Source organism: Tianxiuia mixotrophica, assembly GCF_050596425.1.
Lineage (GTDB): Bacteria > Bacillota > Clostridia > Peptostreptococcales > Acidaminobacteraceae.
Genome location: NZ_CP192292.1, coordinates 3,969,955 through 3,986,200, shown reverse-complemented (window position 1 = coordinate 3,986,200; position 16,246 = coordinate 3,969,955). Strand labels below are relative to the sequence as shown.

Annotated in this window: 17 protein-coding genes; 15 read left to right on the top strand and 2 right to left on the bottom strand. The window is 38.0% G+C overall.

Going from position 1 to position 16,246, the window contains the following annotated elements; genetic code table 11:
• Positions 1 to 377: 377 nt before the first annotated feature.
• The 11 genes from ACQ4KW_RS17760 (at position 378) to ACQ4KW_RS17710 (ending at position 11,138) form a co-directional block, all read left to right on the top strand.
• A complete protein-coding gene (locus tag ACQ4KW_RS17760; RefSeq protein WP_430883776.1) occupies positions 378 to 560 on the top strand; it encodes an SHOCT domain-containing protein in 183 nt (60 codons plus the stop codon).
• A gap of 5 nt (positions 561 to 565) precedes the next feature.
• Complete coding sequence (locus ACQ4KW_RS17755; protein ID WP_430883775.1) at positions 566 to 811, top strand: SHOCT domain-containing protein; 246 nt, start codon at positions 566 to 568, stop codon at positions 809 to 811.
• Between the two features lie 510 nt (positions 812 to 1,321).
• Positions 1,322 to 2,017, top strand: a complete 696-nt coding sequence (locus ACQ4KW_RS17750) for a response regulator transcription factor (RefSeq protein WP_430883774.1) — start codon at positions 1,322 to 1,324, stop codon at positions 2,015 to 2,017.
• The gene (locus ACQ4KW_RS17745; protein ID WP_430883773.1) at positions 2,007 to 3,398 is read left to right on the top strand and encodes a sensor histidine kinase; all 1,392 of its coding nucleotides are present in this window, start codon (positions 2,007 to 2,009) and stop codon (positions 3,396 to 3,398) included. Before ACQ4KW_RS17750 ends, ACQ4KW_RS17745 begins: the two co-directional genes overlap by 11 nt.
• Before the next feature lie 275 nt (positions 3,399 to 3,673).
• Complete coding sequence (locus ACQ4KW_RS17740; protein ID WP_430883772.1) at positions 3,674 to 4,600, top strand: hypothetical protein; 927 nt, start codon at positions 3,674 to 3,676, stop codon at positions 4,598 to 4,600.
• A 314-nt stretch (positions 4,601 to 4,914) separates the two neighbouring features.
• Positions 4,915 to 5,310: a DUF302 domain-containing protein gene (locus ACQ4KW_RS17735; RefSeq protein ID WP_430883771.1), complete on the top strand. Its 396-nt coding sequence runs from the start codon at positions 4,915 to 4,917 to the stop codon at positions 5,308 to 5,310.
• A 194-nt stretch (positions 5,311 to 5,504) separates the two neighbouring features.
• Positions 5,505 to 6,287, top strand: a complete 783-nt coding sequence (locus tag ACQ4KW_RS17730) for a PHP domain-containing protein (protein WP_430883770.1) — start codon at positions 5,505 to 5,507, stop codon at positions 6,285 to 6,287.
• Between the two features lie 406 nt (positions 6,288 to 6,693).
• Complete coding sequence (locus ACQ4KW_RS17725; protein WP_430883769.1) at positions 6,694 to 6,924, top strand: phosphopantetheine-binding protein; 231 nt, start codon at positions 6,694 to 6,696, stop codon at positions 6,922 to 6,924.
• A 248-nt stretch (positions 6,925 to 7,172) separates the two neighbouring features.
• Positions 7,173 to 8,849, top strand: a complete 1,677-nt coding sequence (locus ACQ4KW_RS17720) for a LytS/YhcK type 5TM receptor domain-containing protein (protein WP_430883768.1) — start codon at positions 7,173 to 7,175, stop codon at positions 8,847 to 8,849.
• A complete protein-coding gene (locus ACQ4KW_RS17715) occupies positions 8,849 to 9,577 on the top strand; it encodes a LytR/AlgR family response regulator transcription factor (protein WP_430883767.1) in 729 nt (242 codons plus the stop codon). Before ACQ4KW_RS17720 ends, ACQ4KW_RS17715 begins: the two co-directional genes overlap by 1 nt.
• Positions 9,578 to 9,728: 151 nt before the next feature.
• On the top strand, positions 9,729 to 11,138 hold the full coding sequence (locus tag ACQ4KW_RS17710) for a carbon starvation CstA family protein (protein ID WP_430883766.1): 1,410 nt from the start codon (positions 9,729 to 9,731) through the stop codon (positions 11,136 to 11,138).
• 104 nt (positions 11,139 to 11,242) lie between these two features.
• Here the strand turns inward: ACQ4KW_RS17710 and ACQ4KW_RS17705 are convergent, their stop codons facing one another.
• Positions 11,243 to 11,548, bottom strand: a complete 306-nt coding sequence (locus tag ACQ4KW_RS17705; protein WP_430883765.1) for a hypothetical protein — start codon at positions 11,546 to 11,548, stop codon at positions 11,243 to 11,245.
• Positions 11,549 to 11,692: 144 nt separating this feature from the next.
• Between ACQ4KW_RS17705 and ACQ4KW_RS17700 the strand changes: the two genes are divergently transcribed.
• Positions 11,693 to 13,186: a GGDEF domain-containing protein gene (locus tag ACQ4KW_RS17700; protein WP_430883764.1), complete on the top strand. Its 1,494-nt coding sequence runs from the start codon at positions 11,693 to 11,695 to the stop codon at positions 13,184 to 13,186.
• Between the two features lie 10 nt (positions 13,187 to 13,196).
• On the opposite strand, the gene ACQ4KW_RS17695 is transcribed toward ACQ4KW_RS17700, so the two are convergent.
• Positions 13,197 to 13,988: a CHAD domain-containing protein gene (locus ACQ4KW_RS17695; protein WP_430883763.1), complete on the bottom strand. Its 792-nt coding sequence runs from the start codon at positions 13,986 to 13,988 to the stop codon at positions 13,197 to 13,199.
• 219 nt (positions 13,989 to 14,207) lie between these two features.
• On the opposite strand from ACQ4KW_RS17695, the gene ACQ4KW_RS17690 reads away from it, so the two are divergent.
• From ACQ4KW_RS17690 to ACQ4KW_RS17680, 3 genes are all read left to right on the top strand, one after another.
• Complete coding sequence (locus tag ACQ4KW_RS17690; protein WP_430883762.1) at positions 14,208 to 14,456, top strand: hypothetical protein; 249 nt, start codon at positions 14,208 to 14,210, stop codon at positions 14,454 to 14,456.
• 247 nt (positions 14,457 to 14,703) lie between these two features.
• Positions 14,704 to 15,549: an endo alpha-1,4 polygalactosaminidase gene (locus ACQ4KW_RS17685; protein ID WP_430883761.1), complete on the top strand. Its 846-nt coding sequence runs from the start codon at positions 14,704 to 14,706 to the stop codon at positions 15,547 to 15,549.
• An 11-nt stretch (positions 15,550 to 15,560) separates the two neighbouring features.
• A complete protein-coding gene (locus tag ACQ4KW_RS17680) occupies positions 15,561 to 15,908 on the top strand; it encodes a hypothetical protein (RefSeq protein ID WP_430883760.1) in 348 nt (115 codons plus the stop codon).
• Positions 15,909 to 16,246: the final 338 nt, after the last annotated feature.

Below are 16,246 nucleotides of genomic sequence, written 5' to 3'. Positions count from 1 at the left end.
GGCGCTTGCAAAATATCATTCAAGCACCCTTGCTATACCATATAAAGATATTTAAGAATCAAAAATTCTATATATGGTATAGCAAGGGGATATATATGTAATTTTGTAAGTCGCTCGGAATCACTTATTTATAAAGTGCCATTTAGAGAATAACTGACATATATATCATTTTGATCCCAAAGCATCTAAGTGGACTGCGACAATAACTGAAGTATGTCATATAAAAGTGACTGTGACCCATAAAATCATAATTCCGCCATAATTCATGGATATACTCTATGTATAGATAATTATAAATCAATAATTTTGCATCTGTTTATTGATGGTGTATACCCTTGGTTTACTAGGAACGGGTGCTTTATTTGGAGGTGAAAACTATGATGTTTATTGGATGGATTGCAATCGCTTTTGTAATATACTATATTTACACGAACGATAAGACCCCCGAGCGTGGTCAATATTCAAAATCACCACGAGAAATTTTGGATGAAAGATTTGTCAGTGGACAAATAGATGAAGAAACATATAAACGGATGAAAAAAACAATGGAAGATAGGTGATATAGATGATGTTTTATAATGGTTTAGGTCGTGGCTTCGGTTGCGGTGGTTTTGGAATGTTCCATTCGTTTTGGGGCATAGGATTAACACTGGTTATTGTGGGGCTTATTTTCTTTATGCTTATGAGAAATAAAAACACAAGCGGAAAATCGACTAAGAATGCCCTCTATGAACTCGATATGAGATTTGCTAGCGGTGAAATTTCTGAAGAGGAATACACAAGCAAAAAGAATGTTTTAAAGAATAAGTAAAAGATTAAAACATACTAGGTCAGTGACTGAAGTTGGATAATGATTATAAAATAGTGAATAACAATAGGTAAGACAAAATATAAACTCCGCGACCTGCAAGAAACTTTTTAATTTATATGAAGACACTTTGTCTACAGTATAATTTCTAAGTTGACTCATGAACTGAATCAGGGTACATAGTAAATGTGCCTATGACTCAGTTCTTATGTGCATGGTTACGGAGTTTTGAATTGTTGAGGCTTATTAATGGAATAGATTTTTATTATGTTCGCTTGAGTGACTTGCAAAACATTGTACAAGAATCCTCATCATAGTATATAGAGGCTGAAGAATCAAAAAATATATATGCTATGATGGGAATATGGAGCTGTATTTTTTGTGCTCGAGCTTATGAAATGATGTAAATAAGAAAGAGCGATTGGACATATTGCTGTATCAAAAATATAAGATAAAAGAGTTTAAACGAGGCGTAAAGTAAGAAAATAGCATCTGTTTAAAGGTGGGCTGGTAATGACATATAAAATAATGATCGTTGAAGATGAAGAAAACATTCGATCAGTGGTGACAAAATACATGGAAAAGGAAAAATATGAGGTTGTTGAAGCCGTGGACGGTTTTGAGGGCTTGTCAGCTTTTGAAGAAAATGATATTGATCTAGCCATTTTGGATGTTATGATGCCTGGCATTAGCGGGTTTGAAGTCCTCAAAGAAATTCGACTTATATCAGACATTCCAGTCATAATGCTAACAGCCAAGCAGGAAGAGGTCGACCGGTTAAAGGGGTTTGATCTTGGAGCAGACGACTACGTGTCAAAACCCTTTAGCCCAAGAGAGCTTGTAAAGCGGGTAGAGGCTGTTTTAAAAAGAGTCTACAAAGACCAAAGAAAAACTCAGAATTTGACTTGTGGTGCACTGAAACTGAACCTGAAAAAACAAAGCCTGTATAAAAATGGACAAGAAATAGAAATCACAGCAAAAGAGTTTAGTCTTCTTGAAGTCTTCTTTAAGAATTCTGGACAGCTCCTTAGTAGAAACCAACTCATAGAAGACGCATTCGGCAGTGATTATGATGGTTTTGACAGGAATATTGATTCCTATATAAAAAAAATCAGACATAAAATTGAAGACAACTCCCGCCAACCTAAATACTTAAAAACAAAGTATGGTGCAGGTTATATTTTTGGAGGTGGCAAGGGTGACACTTAGAAAACAACTAAGCATTATTATGCTGTTTGTCATTGCTATTTCTATAGTTATCAACTCACTTATTTCATCAAGCTATATTGATAGATATTTTAGAAACTATGTTTCAGACCAGTATGACCAAAATGTCGATGCTATAAAAACCTTTTCAAGAAACCTGCTTGTCGACGGTGTGCAAAACAAGTCACGGGCGGAGACCGAGTTGAAGAACTTCATTGATGATCCCATTGTTGGTATAAGCATTTATGATGCCCAGGGCAATAGAATTGCCTACGCTGAGGATTCCATGTTCAGCATGCATGGCAAAGGACATATGGGCGGCATGATGAGTGACGTGTTTGACACAGAAGAAGACCTTATTTCAATTGATATGGGCAGGGGAAAAACCGGTCAATTGATCATATCCAGAAGTGGAGATGTGCAAAGCTCAGAAACCGTGCGGCTTTTCAAACGGGCTATGATTTTTGGCACACTTATATCAGGTCTTTTTGTTTTGGGGTTTGCCCTTCTTATAGTGGCTATATCCAGTAAGAAACTTACAAAGGACCTAAGAGAAACCGCTCGGTATGCAAGGTCTATAGAAAAGGGTGAAACCTTAAAGATAAAATCATCAAAAGTGTTAGAAGTCAGAGGGCTTCAAGTGAGCCTTCAAAATTTATCCACTCGCTTGAAACTTCAAAAATCAGCCCGCAAACAAAAAACAGACCAGTTGGCCCATGAGTCAAGAACACCCCTAGCCATTCTTAGAACCCACTGTGAAGGCGCCTTAGATGGTGTTGTTGAAATGGATCAAAACAGGCTGGAAAACTGTATCAATCAAATTGAAAACCTGTCAAATCTCATTGAAAACATGAATGACTTTATTGAATATGAAGGCGAGACAGAGGCCTTATCTCTAAAAGAATACGATCTTGTTTCTGAAATTAGGAAGATCATTAAGGGACTTAGTGTCCAGTATAAAAGAAAGGGACTGGACCTTATTTATGAAGGCCCTAAAAGTTTTAAGGTCTATAAGGACTCCGCTCTCCTAAATCAAGCCCTATACAATCTTTTGACCAATGCTTATAAGTTTACAAACACCGGTGGGGTCAAGGTTATATTAAGTGAACAAGGTGACCAAGACTGGTCAATAAAAGTGGTTGATACAGGTCGGGGGATTGATAAGGCTGACTTCGAAAATATCTTCAAAGCCTACTACAGAGTTGACAATACAAACGACAACAAAAACGACAATCAAGACGAGACAGAGGGAGACGGTCTTGGACTTCATATAACAAAAAACAATATCGAAAAAATGGGGGGAAGGATAGACGTCACTTCAAATCTTGGCAAAGGTACCACATTCACAGTTCATTTTACAAGGACAAATGTGAATCAAAGCTAAAACATCAATTCTAGAATATTTTTATTGGAATCATAATTGTGCCACATTTGAATTTTATACTAGGTTGAGCGACTTGCAAAATATCATTCAAGCACCCTTGCTATACCGTATATAGATATTTAAGAATCTAAAATTCTATATACGGTATAGCGAGGGTATAGAACTGTAATTTTGCAAGCGCCTAAGGTTTATAAGATGACAGACTTGCCAACTATAAAGTTGCAAGTGCTTAACAAATATAAATCTAATGGATAAAGTGAAATGGAGGGAATGCAATGAATATGAAGTATGGAAAAAGATTATTCGCTGTTCTTGCAGCTGGACTACTACTTGCAGGATCATTAAGCTTTGCAGATGCCAATGACAGAAATGGTTTCTTTAATGGAAATGGTCATATGGGCGGCAATTGGAATAACAATGAAAATAATAATGGAAATAATAATCGAAATAACAACTGGAACAGCGACAATGACAACAATAATTGGTATGGCCACATGGGGGACAACTGGGACAATGACAATTATAATGGTTATGGCCATATGTATGGACCAGGCAATAGAAAGGGTGGTTTTGGTCATATGAACGGCGGTGGCCACATGGGTTCCATGATGGGTGGCTACAACTGGAACGGAAACAACTGGAATGGCTATCAAGAGTTTGATGAAGCCGATCTGATGGATTTAGAAGACCTTAAAGACAATGTTATGGATTATCTTGAGTACTATGACACTGATTTTGAAATTGAAGACATCTTTGTTTACTCAAACACAGACTACTATTTTTCCGTAGTCGAAGAAGAAACAGGACGTGGTGCCATGGAACTTCTGGTCAATCCTGTTACAGGATACGTATACCCTGAGCATGGTCCTAATATGATGTGGAACACAAAATACGGTATGCACGGGAGCTGGAACGGACGAGGCTTTATGAATGGTATCTTTGAAGAATATGATAAAGAAGATCAGATATCGTCAGATGAAGCCCTAGAGCTAGCAAATGAGTATCTTGCCCAGTATGAAGAAGATCTTCAAGCAGAAGACGGCGGACATGCTTTTTATGGGTACTACACATTCCACGTTGAGCTTGATGAAGAAGCCGCTGGCATGATGAGCGTCAATGTATACACTGGAGACGTTTGGTATCACACATGGCATGGTGACCTTGTTGAAATTATTTCAGAAGGACATGGCCAAGAAGACTAACCAGAAAAAATGAAAATGAAACGCATATAATGAGTCCCTAAAATTGACTGCAAAAATTGATCGAGTTCAATTTGTAAATTTGTTTATAATAAAAATGAAGTCCACTTCTAGTCTGAATAGACATGACGAAGTGGACTTTTATTGTATAAAGAATAAGCACACCCTAAGTTTAGTGCATATAAAATTAGGGCATCTTATTAGATAGGTACCAATAAAATAGTATTTTCAAATGGATCGGGTAAAAAAAATATGAGTAAAAAAGACTTTGAGTTTACGTTGTAAAACGTTAACAAACCCTAAATGGAGGTAGAAAGATGCAAATCTATTATGAAAAAAAAGTCAGCCATGAGTTAAAGCAAGCTATTGAAGATCTTAAGAAAGAACTAGCAAGCTCTGGATTTGGTGTCCTATGGGAACTCAATTTTAAGGATAAGTTTAAGGAAAAAGGCATAGAGTATAAGCATAACTTTTGGATATTTGAAGTGTGTAATCCAAAAATCGCCATAGGTGTTTTAGAAAGCAATCAAAAGGCAGGATACTTTTTACCTTGCAAGATGGTTGTCTATGAAAATGATCAGGGGGTATTTACAGGCATGGCCAAACCAACTGAGCTCATAGGCATGCTTGATGACTCAAAGGATCTCGTGGAAACAGCCAAAGAGGTTGAAAACACCTTAAGTCAAGTTATTGATAATCTAGCCAACTCTTAAGATCGTAGTGGTGACCCAGCCTGCAAAATATTGAATGAGAATCATGACGATCCATGTCATTCAAGGTTTTGTTGACCCTCTGTTTATAAGCTAGAGCTCTTATGAACATATATTGTAACTGGATTTTATCCCTCAGATTTTGTTATAATGCTAATCACAGATGTGACGAAAAGGATTTGTGATTGGAGGCAAAGATGTTTGATTCACACGTGCACACAAGTTTTTCTTGCGACTGTGATATGCCCATAGAAAAAGCAATTGAAAAATGCAAGACCCTGGGAGTGGGGATGGTCGTAACAGATCATATGGACATCAATCCGTTCAGGGGAGCTGAATTCACCTTTAATGTATCTGACTTCTTTGAAGCCTACAAGCCTCACAGATCAGATCAAGTTCTACTTGGTATAGAAATGGGGCTTCGCGTAGAGGCCGTTGAGGAAAATAAAAGCATTGCAGAGCGACACGATTTTGATTTTATACTCTGCTCAACCCACGCTCCGTATGATATGGAAACAAATCTTGAATACTATGACAAAGAGTACTATGAGGGGCTTTCAAAAGATGAAGCCTATAAAGAGTATTTGACTTCCATGTTAAAAGGTGTCAAGGAGAATCCTTATTTTGATTCACTTGCCCACATTGACTACATTGCACGATACAGCCCTTATGAGGATAAGGAACTCTATTACGCTGATTATAAAGAAGAAATAGACGCTGTTTTAAAAGCAGTGGCTGTGATGGATAAGGCTCTTGAAATCAGCACGAGAAGACTGGATTTATCCAGTGCACAAGATGAGCTTTTTAAGATATACAAGCGCTTTAATGAGCTGGGTGGAAAATACGTGACAATCGGGTCTGATAGCCATGGTGAAGAAGCTATAACAAGGCAGTTTGACAAGGCTATAAGTATGGCACAGGCATGTAATTTAAAACCGGTTTACTTCAAAAATAGGGTCAGGGTAGACATGCCTTTATAAGGCAGTCAAACACATGACTTTCAAAACGAAAAAAGTTTAATCCCTTATTTGAGACCAAATGGTCAAATGATAAGGGATTTTTATTTCGTTTCAGACCGGGTTCAAGGCGCTTTAATCCGCAACTAACACCTTGTAAACCTTATTGGTCTGCAAAAATAGATTGTATACATGAAGAAAAAACATTGATTTTTGATGAAAACCTATTATATTCAAATTACAAAAATAGAAAATGGGGTGTGAAACAACTGGTAATAGCGTTATTGACTATTCTATAAGATTTATATGAATCCAAAACATTGACGTAACATATTCATGACATAAAAAGAGGTTTATCAGCCTTATCTTTCTTATAGGGGTCATGAGTACACAGGGTTTAAGAATAAATTCGATAAAATAGGAGGAAAAAATGGGAGTTAATTTCATTAAAGAAATTATTGCAGAATATGTTGGATATGAAGAATCAGATGAAGTTGGATCAGACCTATCAATAACAGATGATCTAAATCTTGATGATGATACTTTAACGAACATTATTTCAGAAATTGAAGACGAATATGGAATAGAGATTCCAGAAGAAGAAATTGAAGCTTTTGAGTTTGTTCTGGATATCGAATCCTATGTAAGTCAAAATATTTAAACCGTAAACTTCAGCCATGTCATTTATAGCATAGGTCGCACAGAGACTTCGTGTTATATGATAAGTTGGAGGTAGAGGGCTAAGCATATGAGTCCGTCTCAAAGGTATTTGAGGCGGATTTTCTTGTTTTTGAGAGATACAAGGGAGCGTTTTTATAGACCAATGATATAATAGGTATAAATCGAGTTGATCGGATTAAAGCGTTTTAAGAGCTTTTGGTATAAATATGTAAATTGGGGAGACTGTATATGATAGGAAAATTATTTTTAAGCCTCATTGAAAGATTGGGCTTGATCATAACATTTGCATTTTTCATTTCTAAAACGGTTTTGTTTAGAAACTACCTGACAAAAGACAAGTCAAACTGGATAGAAAGCATATTTTTTGCTGGTATGTGGGGTGTACTAGGAATTGTTATGACCCTGCTTGGGACCCCTGTTGCAGGTGGTATAGCAAATTCCAGAACCATTCCTGTAGTTCTCTCAGGTCTTTTGGGAGGACCTGTTGTCGGAGCCATAAGTGGTCTCATTGCAGGCTTTCACAGGGCCTTTCTCATGCATGGTGGAGAGTTAACTGCCATATCATGCGGTATATCGACCTTTCTTGGAGGGATTATAGGTGGTCTTGCCAAGAAGAGACTGGAGCAAAGTTCAAGCAAGTGGTTTGTTGGACTAATTCTTGGTCTTGTTGTTGAAGTCCTTCAAATGCTTATTATTTTACTGATTGCTCGCCCCTTTGACCAGGCTTATGCACTGGTTGAACTCATATTCTTGCCAATGACATTCCTCAATGCAATCGGTATAGGTATGTTCTTGCTTATTGTTCAGCAAATTTATAATGAAAATGATGCAGCAGCAGCTCTAAAGGCTCAAATGGCCCTTGATATAGCCAATCAAACTGTGCCCTATTTTAAGAAAGGTCTTAGTGTGGAAACAGCCAATGTGGCTTGTCAGATCATTTGTGAAATTACAGGTTTTAAAGCTGTTGCTATAACAGACGAGGTTAAGGTCTTAGCGCTTGTTGGAGACCATGTCGAGGTTGGTCAAACTGGTGTGCCCATTAGCACAGAAATTACAAAACGTTGTCTTCACACAGGAAAAATGCAAGTCGGGCAGCGCGGAACCCATCTAGAAGTTTTTGGTCTAAAAGCCGGAGACAGTTCTGTCATTGTTGCGCCCTTGAAAATGCATGATCGTGTTATTGGATGTCTTAAAGTGTATAAAGACAAAAAGAATTCAGTGACGAAGTCTGACCAGGAGCTTTTTAAGGGATTGGCAGCTCTATTCACAACGCAGTTAGAATTGAGCAGTATTGAAAAGCAGAAGTCACTCAGAGAAGAGGCTGAACTCAAAGCTCTAAGGGCACAAATCAAGCCGCACTTTCTCTTTAATTCGCTTAACACCATTATGTCTCTTATTAGGACAGATGCAGATGAAGCCAGAAGACTCCTGCAAGAATTAAGTGTGATTTTGAGAAGCGGTTTTAAGGACAGCGCAACGAAAATTCCCCTTAAAGATGAGATCAGGGTTGTGGAAGCTTTTTTGAGTATTGAAAAAGCAAGATTTCCTGAAAAACTATTTATTGAATATGACATAGACCCAAATATAGAAATAAGTGTACCGCCTCTCATTCTCCAGCCGATTGTTGAAAATGCCGTTCGACATGGCATACGCAATAAAAACGGTATTGGAACAGTCAAAATAAGTATTCATAAAGCGGAAGACAAGGTCCACTTCGATGTAGCAGATGATGGCATAGGCATGACTGAGGAAAAAGTTGAAAATTTAAAGTTTGCCACAGGCATTGGACTCAACAATGTAAGGGACCGACTCAAGAGCATTTACGAGGTCAATCTTCATATCGACAGTGAACCGGATGTAGGCACACATATCTACTTTTCATTGCCACTAACAGGAGGGATATAATGCTTCACGTTGTTTTAATTGATGATGAAATGCCGGCATTAAGTGAACTGGCCTATATAATTGAAAACTCTGGCTTGGCGGAAGTGACTGGAAGGTTTACAGATTCTGTGGAAGGGCTCCTGTTTGTTCAAAACACAGAACCGGACATTGTCTTCCTAGATATAAACATGCCTCAAATGAACGGTCTGAAACTGGCAGAAGCCATTGGTGGACTTAATCTTTCAACGGCTATAGTTTTTGCAACGGCTTATGATGAACACGCCCTGGAGGCCTTTGAAAAAGATGCCATTGATTACATTCTAAAACCCTATGAAGAAGAGCGGGTCAAAAAGGTCCTAAGGAAAGTAGAGGCCCGGCGCCACAAGGATAGCCATACTGAAGACAGACCCCAAAAAGCTGTGGCACGGCTTCCAATCCCACTTGGGGATAAAATTATATTCATTCCCGTCAAAGATATTCTATTTTGCAAAGTCGAAGAGAACACTGTTTATGTTCATACAGAAGATGGAGCCTACCAAATGACAGAAAGTTTATCTAAAATTGAAGCCAAGTTGCCTGCAAATCTTTTCTTTAAAACGCACAGGGCTTATATTGTCAATTTGAAAAAAGTCAAAGAGGTCAGCCCTTATTTTAATCACACTTTAATGATACAGTTCGATGGAAGCAATGAAGAAGTTCCAGTAAGTAGAAGCAATGTGAAAAGTTTTAAAAAGAGACTGAATATTTAGTAAGGGGCGAAAAGCAGAGTCGAAAAATGAGTGCATCTTGTAGGACGAAAAATGCACTTCATCTATTTTATACGATAAATCATCAAAAATACCGACAATAGGAAAACGTTTCTTGATACCATGGACTCACCAAAAGGGAGGGAGTTAAAACATGGTATCATTTCTTTTATCTATTGTAGCTCTAATTGTGGGATATTTTATTTATGGTAAGTTTGTAGAGAAGGTTTTCGGAGCCGATGAAAACAGACCAACACCAGCGGTCACTCAAAATGATGGTGTTGACTTTGTGGAAATGGACTGGAAGCGAGTATTCTTAATTCAATTTCTAAACATTGCAGGTCTAGGGCCTATATTTGGCGCCATTGCAGGGGCTCTATGGGGACCAGTAGCATTTTTATGGATTGTACTAGGGTCTATTTTTGCAGGTGCAACCCATGACTACTTTGCTGGTATGCTTTCTATTCGCCACGGCGGTGCAACAATTGCCGAAATCGTCGGGGAATACCTGGGGATGACAGCTAAAAACGTCATGCGTCTATTCTCAGTGGTTCTACTTGTACTTGTAGGTGTTGTATTTATCAATGGACCAGCGGGTCTACTTGAAAATATGACAGGCGTAAATAAGTTTATCTTCTTAGGAATCATCATTGTATATTACTTAATTGCAACCGTTATGCCAGTTGATAAGGTTATCGGTAAAGTCTATCCAATCTTTGGTGCAGCCCTTCTTATTATGGGTGTTGGCATCATGTGGGGTATTTTAACGGGTGGCTATACAATTCCTGAAATTCAACTAACAAACATGCACCCGAGTGCAAAATCAATTTTCCCATTCCTATTCATTACAATCGCCTGTGGTGCTATTAGTGGTTTCCACGCCACACAATCGCCAATCATGGCTAGATGTATAGGCAATGAAAGACAAGGTCGTCGCGTTTTCTATGGCTCAATGATTGCAGAAGGTATTATTGCTCTGATTTGGGCAGCAGCAGCAATGAGTTTTTACGGCGGAACACAAGCCCTTGCAGGTGCAGGGTCAGCGGCCGTTGTTGTTGGTGATATTTCTACAACGCTTATGGGAACAGTTGGTGGTATTCTAGCGGTTCTAGGTGTTGTGGCAGCTCCAATCACTTCAGGCGATACAGCCTTTAGAAGTGCTCGACTGGCTATAGCAGATGCTATGAAAATGAAACAGGATTCAGCAGCGTCTCGTTTTACAATAGCAGTGCCACTATTTGCAATTGGCTTAGCCCTATGTTTTATCGACTTTACAATCATCTGGAGATACTTTGCATGGTCTAACCAAACTTTAGCAACTATCGTTTTATGGACAAGTGCCGTGTATCTTGTAAGAAACGGAAGGCTTCACTGGATTGCAACAGCGCCAGCAACATTCATGACAGCGGTTATTACATCTTATATCACTGTTGCACCTGAAGGTTTAGGCCTGGGTGAAAGTATTGGTATTCCAGTGGGTATCTTTGCGGCAATATTGGCTCTAGGTACATTTATGATCAAATCCAAAAACTTAGTTGAAGTGGATGTAAAAAAAGCAGCATAGAATTTATCCCCCAATAATAAATTATAGTGTGTGAAGCAAAATAAACCCCTTATGGTCGCAATAGGCGACCATAAGGGGTTATGCATTTTTTGAAAGAATACAAATCAATTATGCTCTTCGTGATTCCACATAGGCTCCAACTGCTTCAAATTGGGTTCATAGTGGAAAGTTAGTTTCTCCATTTTATGTGTATCTGGATGCTGGAATTTAACAACATACTGTCCTCTATAATGTGTTGTTTCCTTGTAAGAATAATCATCATTAAGAAGCTTTAACACCTCTGTCTTGTGATGACTAAGCTCATGTTCCATTTCCTTGCGCTCCTCCATAAAGCGTTCACGAGCCTTTTCACGAACCATCCCACTACTCCTGTCATGCATATGACGAGTATCATGTTTGTGCGTACTCATTTAACCGCCTCCTCTTATCTATTTATTACCCAGACCATATTTAAGTAACCTAAAGGTAAATCTTTTGATAAATTTTAATAATGGTGATATTATGTACAATTTATTTGTTCAATTGGGTAAGAAAAAGTAAAAGGAAGTGGTTTTATGCGCCGATACCATAACAAAGTTCGATTCACAAAAGAGAGTTTATATATTTTGATTATATTTTGGGGGATAACCATTTTGGTGGTTTTCTACAAATATCATACGGGTGTGGAAGAACAAATTCAATTTCAAACTCAGCTTATGAATGCGCAAAATGAACTTATTACACGAACCATACAAGATGAAGTTAGCGCTGCCATTGCTGACTTAACTTGGTATGCCTCTGAAAAGTCTATTTCAAGGGGTGTTTTGAAGGATATATCCAGTGTAAATGAAGAGACTATAGCCAGTTTGCTTCATCATAAATCCAAGTATTTACACATGACCATCCATGATCAACACGGGCGGATCATCAAGCACATTGAAAATGAAAACATTGTGGACGAAGTATCTGATGGTCATGCCCTTGTAAGTCAAAAAGAAATTGAAAAGGTTATTTTTGACTCAAGTAAACGCAATGTGCTCGTCAAGTTAAATCCCAGTGGCTATGCTGAAGTTTTCACACGAACAATGGCGATGGATAAGTTTATTCATATTTGTGTGGAACTCAAACACTACCAAGACTTAAAAAACCATATAGAAAAACAATTTGGTTATCATGTCGGTGTGACAAAGACCACAGGTAAACTATGGCAGGCTATAGGAGATCCAGAAGTGGAGATTTGTACAGATCAGTCATGCCAAGAAGATGACGACCACGAAACAGGAGAAAGCATGTCGGGTGTGATCTATAATGAAAACAGTGTTGTTGTTTGGTTATCATTATTTTGCCAAAGTGAGTTGCCTTATAAGGTCGATGAAATTGTATGGATCAACGACGAAGGAGATCAAGAAAATAGCATATTGGCCGTTTCCACATTATCGGGAAAGGCCTTCACGGATATTTATAGTGGACAGGTTAATTCTATGAAAACAACGGTAATTTTACTTTTACTCGTTGAAGTAATACTTGCCACGATTATAGGATCAGCCTATTATAATTACAAAATTGCTCAAATCCACTTGCGTAAACAAGCGACAAAAGATGAATTGACAGGGGCACTTAACAGATCAGCTGGGTTTGAAATTCTGAGGGACTTGTTGACGGGTTCTGAACTGGATAAAACACCACTCACAGTGGCTTATATAGATGTGGATGACTTGAAGTCTGTGAACGATGCCTTTGGACATGATGAGGGCGACAAGCTCATAAAACTAATTTCACACTCCATAACAAAATTCGTAAGGACAACCGATGTGCTTGTCCGGATTGGAGGCGACGAGTTTGTTCTCATTCTTCCAAATTGTGACAAGGAAAAAGCCAATGATATTTTAGAAAGATCATTGGCATGGCTATTTGACTACAATAAAAATACAGACTTCAGATGGAAGGCAAATTTCAGTTATGGTCTTGCTGAATGGACCCACAAGAGACATATCAGTGCTGAAGACATGATTAATCTTGCAGATGAACAAATGTACTTGCATAAAGTATCCAAGCAAAGAGATGGATAAAAACTACAAATCACTCTCCAAATATAAAAGACCAGTCTTCGGTGTTTTCAATAAGAGACTTAAAAGTTTTTTCATACAGTGTCTGAACTTCTTCTAGAATAGGAAGTTCAGGCATTTCATTTTTCAAATAATCGATAAGTATAGTTAAGTCTTGAAAATACCCCAGTTCATCCTGATAGGCTTTTATGATGGCAGACGATATATGGTATTTCAAATCGAGACTTTCAGAGATTTCCAGTGTGTAACGAAATTTTTTTAAGGCTATGCGAAGTTTGTGCAAATCTTTAGCCGTGCTTATAGGGGCATGGAGATGCTTTAATACAGTGGTTTCGCTTTTTTTGACCATAGCCTTGGTTCGCTTTCGGATCATAAGTTGATTTTTGGGTCCCTCTAGAAGAACGTTCATGACTGCATCGATCAATGACGGAATATCCCATCCACTGGCTTTCATTAGTGTTTCTCTATGCAGAGCCTTAATATCATCTTCCAGTTTGTCGAGAATTGTAAGGCTTGAAGGGTGCATTTCTATGATTCTTTCAATTATGACCTGTCTGTCACGAATATCACTCAGGGCTTTAAAATAGCTTTTAAATATTTTATTGGTCCGTTTGATTTTATAAGCGGTTTTTTTATCTTTTAGCCCCTTGGCATACATATCAAGAAGAGGGGTGACTCGTCTTATGGCAACTCGTAAATCATGGATGGTTTCATTATCTTCCATACAGATCAAGTCATGGTATTCTGATTCAACCTTTCGTAGGGCGGCATATAGCCTTTTATTAAATAATTTTTGATTATCCATAAGAACCTCCTCCATATAGAAGTTATACCCAAGAGTCCGTTCAAGCAACCTATATTCCATATTTTGAAAATGCATAGGACCCAAACACTTTGATCATCAATAATGACATTTGAAAACTCACTTGGATTAATAGAATAAAAGGGCAAGGTTTGGGTAATTTTATAGTGTATTGTAGTGGGGATATTCCCCATACAGAGCATTTATAGGGAGGTTATACATATGAAAAGAATAATTATGGGTATCCAAGTTGGTGACAGAGAATCAGAGGCTGTTAAGGTACAGGAGCTGTTAACAAAGCACGGATGTATTATCAAAACGAGGCTTGGGCTTCATGAAGCAGGCAATTTGTGCAGTTCAAAGGGGCTTATCATCCTAGAGTTTATTGCGGGTAAAGATGAAGAAGTAAAAATACTAATGGATGCTTTACAAAAGATTGAAGATATTTCAGTGGATACAATGACATTTTAATAAATCAGGTGCTTGCAAAATTACAGATCCACATCCCCATTAAATCATAGATGGATATTTAAAAATCAAAAATTCTATAGATGGTTTGATGAGGATTCATGAATGCGATTTTGCAAGTCGCTCAAATGAAAAAGCGAGTCGAAAGGCTCGCTTTTAAATGAACGACTTGAAAATATCATTAGAGTCGTCAATTTAATCTCACTATCTGAGGGTATATATATAAGACAGAGGGATTGGACGTGATCAAATGAAATGGTTTACAGTGACGATTACTGTGTTTTTAATGGCCCTAATCGGATTCATTCTGATAAGGAATCAGTCACCGCTTCAAAAGGTGACCAATTACAAAATCTATTACGGAAGCATGACGCCTGATATTCTTGAGAACATGAAAAAGTATGACATGGTAATTGTCGAGGCCTTGCACTTTGATGAGGAAATGGTGGCGACGCTCAAAAATGCTGGTGTGAAGGTGATTGGTTATATCAGTGTGTCAGAAGTAGGCTGGTGGGATACTGAGGTTATTGGGGAAATGGAGAGAGGGCAGTTCATTTCCATTGGTCACAAACCTCTTATGAATGGAAAGAATATGCTGGGGGATTTAAGCACAAGTCATTATAGAAACATCTTACTCAAAACGATTGAAGATCGCATTATGCAAAAGGGCATGGATGGCATATTTTTTGATACCCTTGATACGGTTGATATTATTGAAGATGAATCAGAGCGGTTTAACCAGGCTATGGGCTATACCAAACTTATTATGGATATAAGATTAAAATGGACTAATATTATTTTGATACAAAACCGCGGATTTCATTATACCAATTACCTAGAAAGGGGCATGATTGACGGTCTACTCTGGGAAAATTTTAGCGCAGATTTAATGAGTCAACCGAGATACAAGCGCCGAGCCATGGTCCTCAATCGGCTTCGCTGGTTTGCCAATGTTAGAACACTCACTTTGGCCTATAAGGATGAAGAAGCCTCGCGGGCTGTTTCCAGAAGGAATCACTGGATTTTTAGTTACCTTGATGGTCAAGAAGGTCTCATGACGCGGAAGGATACTTTGAACCTGCCCCATTACGATTAGGAGGGAATGAAATGTCTCGTAAGTACAACTTTTATAAAAATGGTGAAAACTTCGTAAAAATTATTCAAAGACTTTTAGGCTCAGAATTTATTCAAAATGATATTGATGATGGGATTGAGTTTTGTCATAAAAAAGATGGACACAGAATTATGAAACTTGTTGATTCAGAAACAGAACTTAAGGTTATTTTTGATGTACCCATTCCAGATATTCATAAATTGACACATACAATTCGCCATATTAGTCCTGATAAGGATGGGCTTCATAGTCATTGGATTTATGAAGGGACATCTATCGAAGATGTTGTGACTTTGACTGAAATAGCCATTGAAAATTATAGACACCATCATAAGAAATAGTTCCAGAAAGAGATAGACCTACTGGATGGACCTTTATAGGTTGGTATGTCTTTCAAACAATTTTATGGATGGTTTTCAAGGCGTGTCTCGCTCAGAAGGGTTTGCATGAGCTTCATAGATATGCTATAATTACCGAGTTAAAATTATATATGGGATAATCCCAGACAGTTCGTAAACCTCCTGTCTTTAAACAAAACTAGGCCAATACAATCCAAAAATTGGATTAAACTGCCCTTCGGGTGGTTTTTTTGCGTGGGCTATTCGGCTCACTTTTTTTGTTATGGGCTTATTTATGTTTATTTACAAGCAAAGACGTGGGGAACCACGTCTTTTATTTA

What these genes read in the sequence shown, in the direction of transcription:
- ACQ4KW_RS17680 (WP_430883760.1), top strand. Translation starts at nt 15,561, where the DNA reads ATGTCTCGTAAGTACAACTTTTATAAAAATGGTGAAAACTTCGTAAAA.
- ACQ4KW_RS17710 (WP_430883766.1), top strand. Translation starts at nt 9,729, where the DNA reads ATGGTATCATTTCTTTTATCTATTGTAGCTCTAATTGTGGGATATTTT.
- ACQ4KW_RS17730 (WP_430883770.1), top strand. Translation starts at nt 5,505, where the DNA reads ATGTTTGATTCACACGTGCACACAAGTTTTTCTTGCGACTGTGATATG.
- ACQ4KW_RS17725 (WP_430883769.1), top strand. Translation starts at nt 6,694, where the DNA reads ATGGGAGTTAATTTCATTAAAGAAATTATTGCAGAATATGTTGGATAT.
- ACQ4KW_RS17760 (WP_430883776.1), top strand. Translation starts at nt 378, where the DNA reads ATGATGTTTATTGGATGGATTGCAATCGCTTTTGTAATATACTATATT.
- ACQ4KW_RS17695 (WP_430883763.1), bottom strand. Translation starts at nt 13,988, where the DNA reads ATGGATAATCAAAAATTATTTAATAAAAGGCTATATGCCGCCCTACGA.
- ACQ4KW_RS17715 (WP_430883767.1), top strand. Translation starts at nt 8,849, where the DNA reads ATGCTTCACGTTGTTTTAATTGATGATGAAATGCCGGCATTAAGTGAA.
- ACQ4KW_RS17705 (WP_430883765.1), bottom strand. Translation starts at nt 11,548, where the DNA reads ATGAGTACGCACAAACATGATACTCGTCATATGCATGACAGGAGTAGT.
- ACQ4KW_RS17755 (WP_430883775.1), top strand. Translation starts at nt 566, where the DNA reads ATGATGTTTTATAATGGTTTAGGTCGTGGCTTCGGTTGCGGTGGTTTT.
- ACQ4KW_RS17720 (WP_430883768.1), top strand. Translation starts at nt 7,173, where the DNA reads ATGATAGGAAAATTATTTTTAAGCCTCATTGAAAGATTGGGCTTGATC.
- ACQ4KW_RS17750 (WP_430883774.1), top strand. Translation starts at nt 1,322, where the DNA reads ATGACATATAAAATAATGATCGTTGAAGATGAAGAAAACATTCGATCA.
- ACQ4KW_RS17740 (WP_430883772.1), top strand. Translation starts at nt 3,674, where the DNA reads ATGAATATGAAGTATGGAAAAAGATTATTCGCTGTTCTTGCAGCTGGA.
- ACQ4KW_RS17735 (WP_430883771.1), top strand. Translation starts at nt 4,915, where the DNA reads ATGCAAATCTATTATGAAAAAAAAGTCAGCCATGAGTTAAAGCAAGCT.
- ACQ4KW_RS17685 (WP_430883761.1), top strand. Translation starts at nt 14,704, where the DNA reads ATGAAATGGTTTACAGTGACGATTACTGTGTTTTTAATGGCCCTAATC.
- ACQ4KW_RS17690 (WP_430883762.1), top strand. Translation starts at nt 14,208, where the DNA reads ATGAAAAGAATAATTATGGGTATCCAAGTTGGTGACAGAGAATCAGAG.
- ACQ4KW_RS17700 (WP_430883764.1), top strand. Translation starts at nt 11,693, where the DNA reads ATGCGCCGATACCATAACAAAGTTCGATTCACAAAAGAGAGTTTATAT.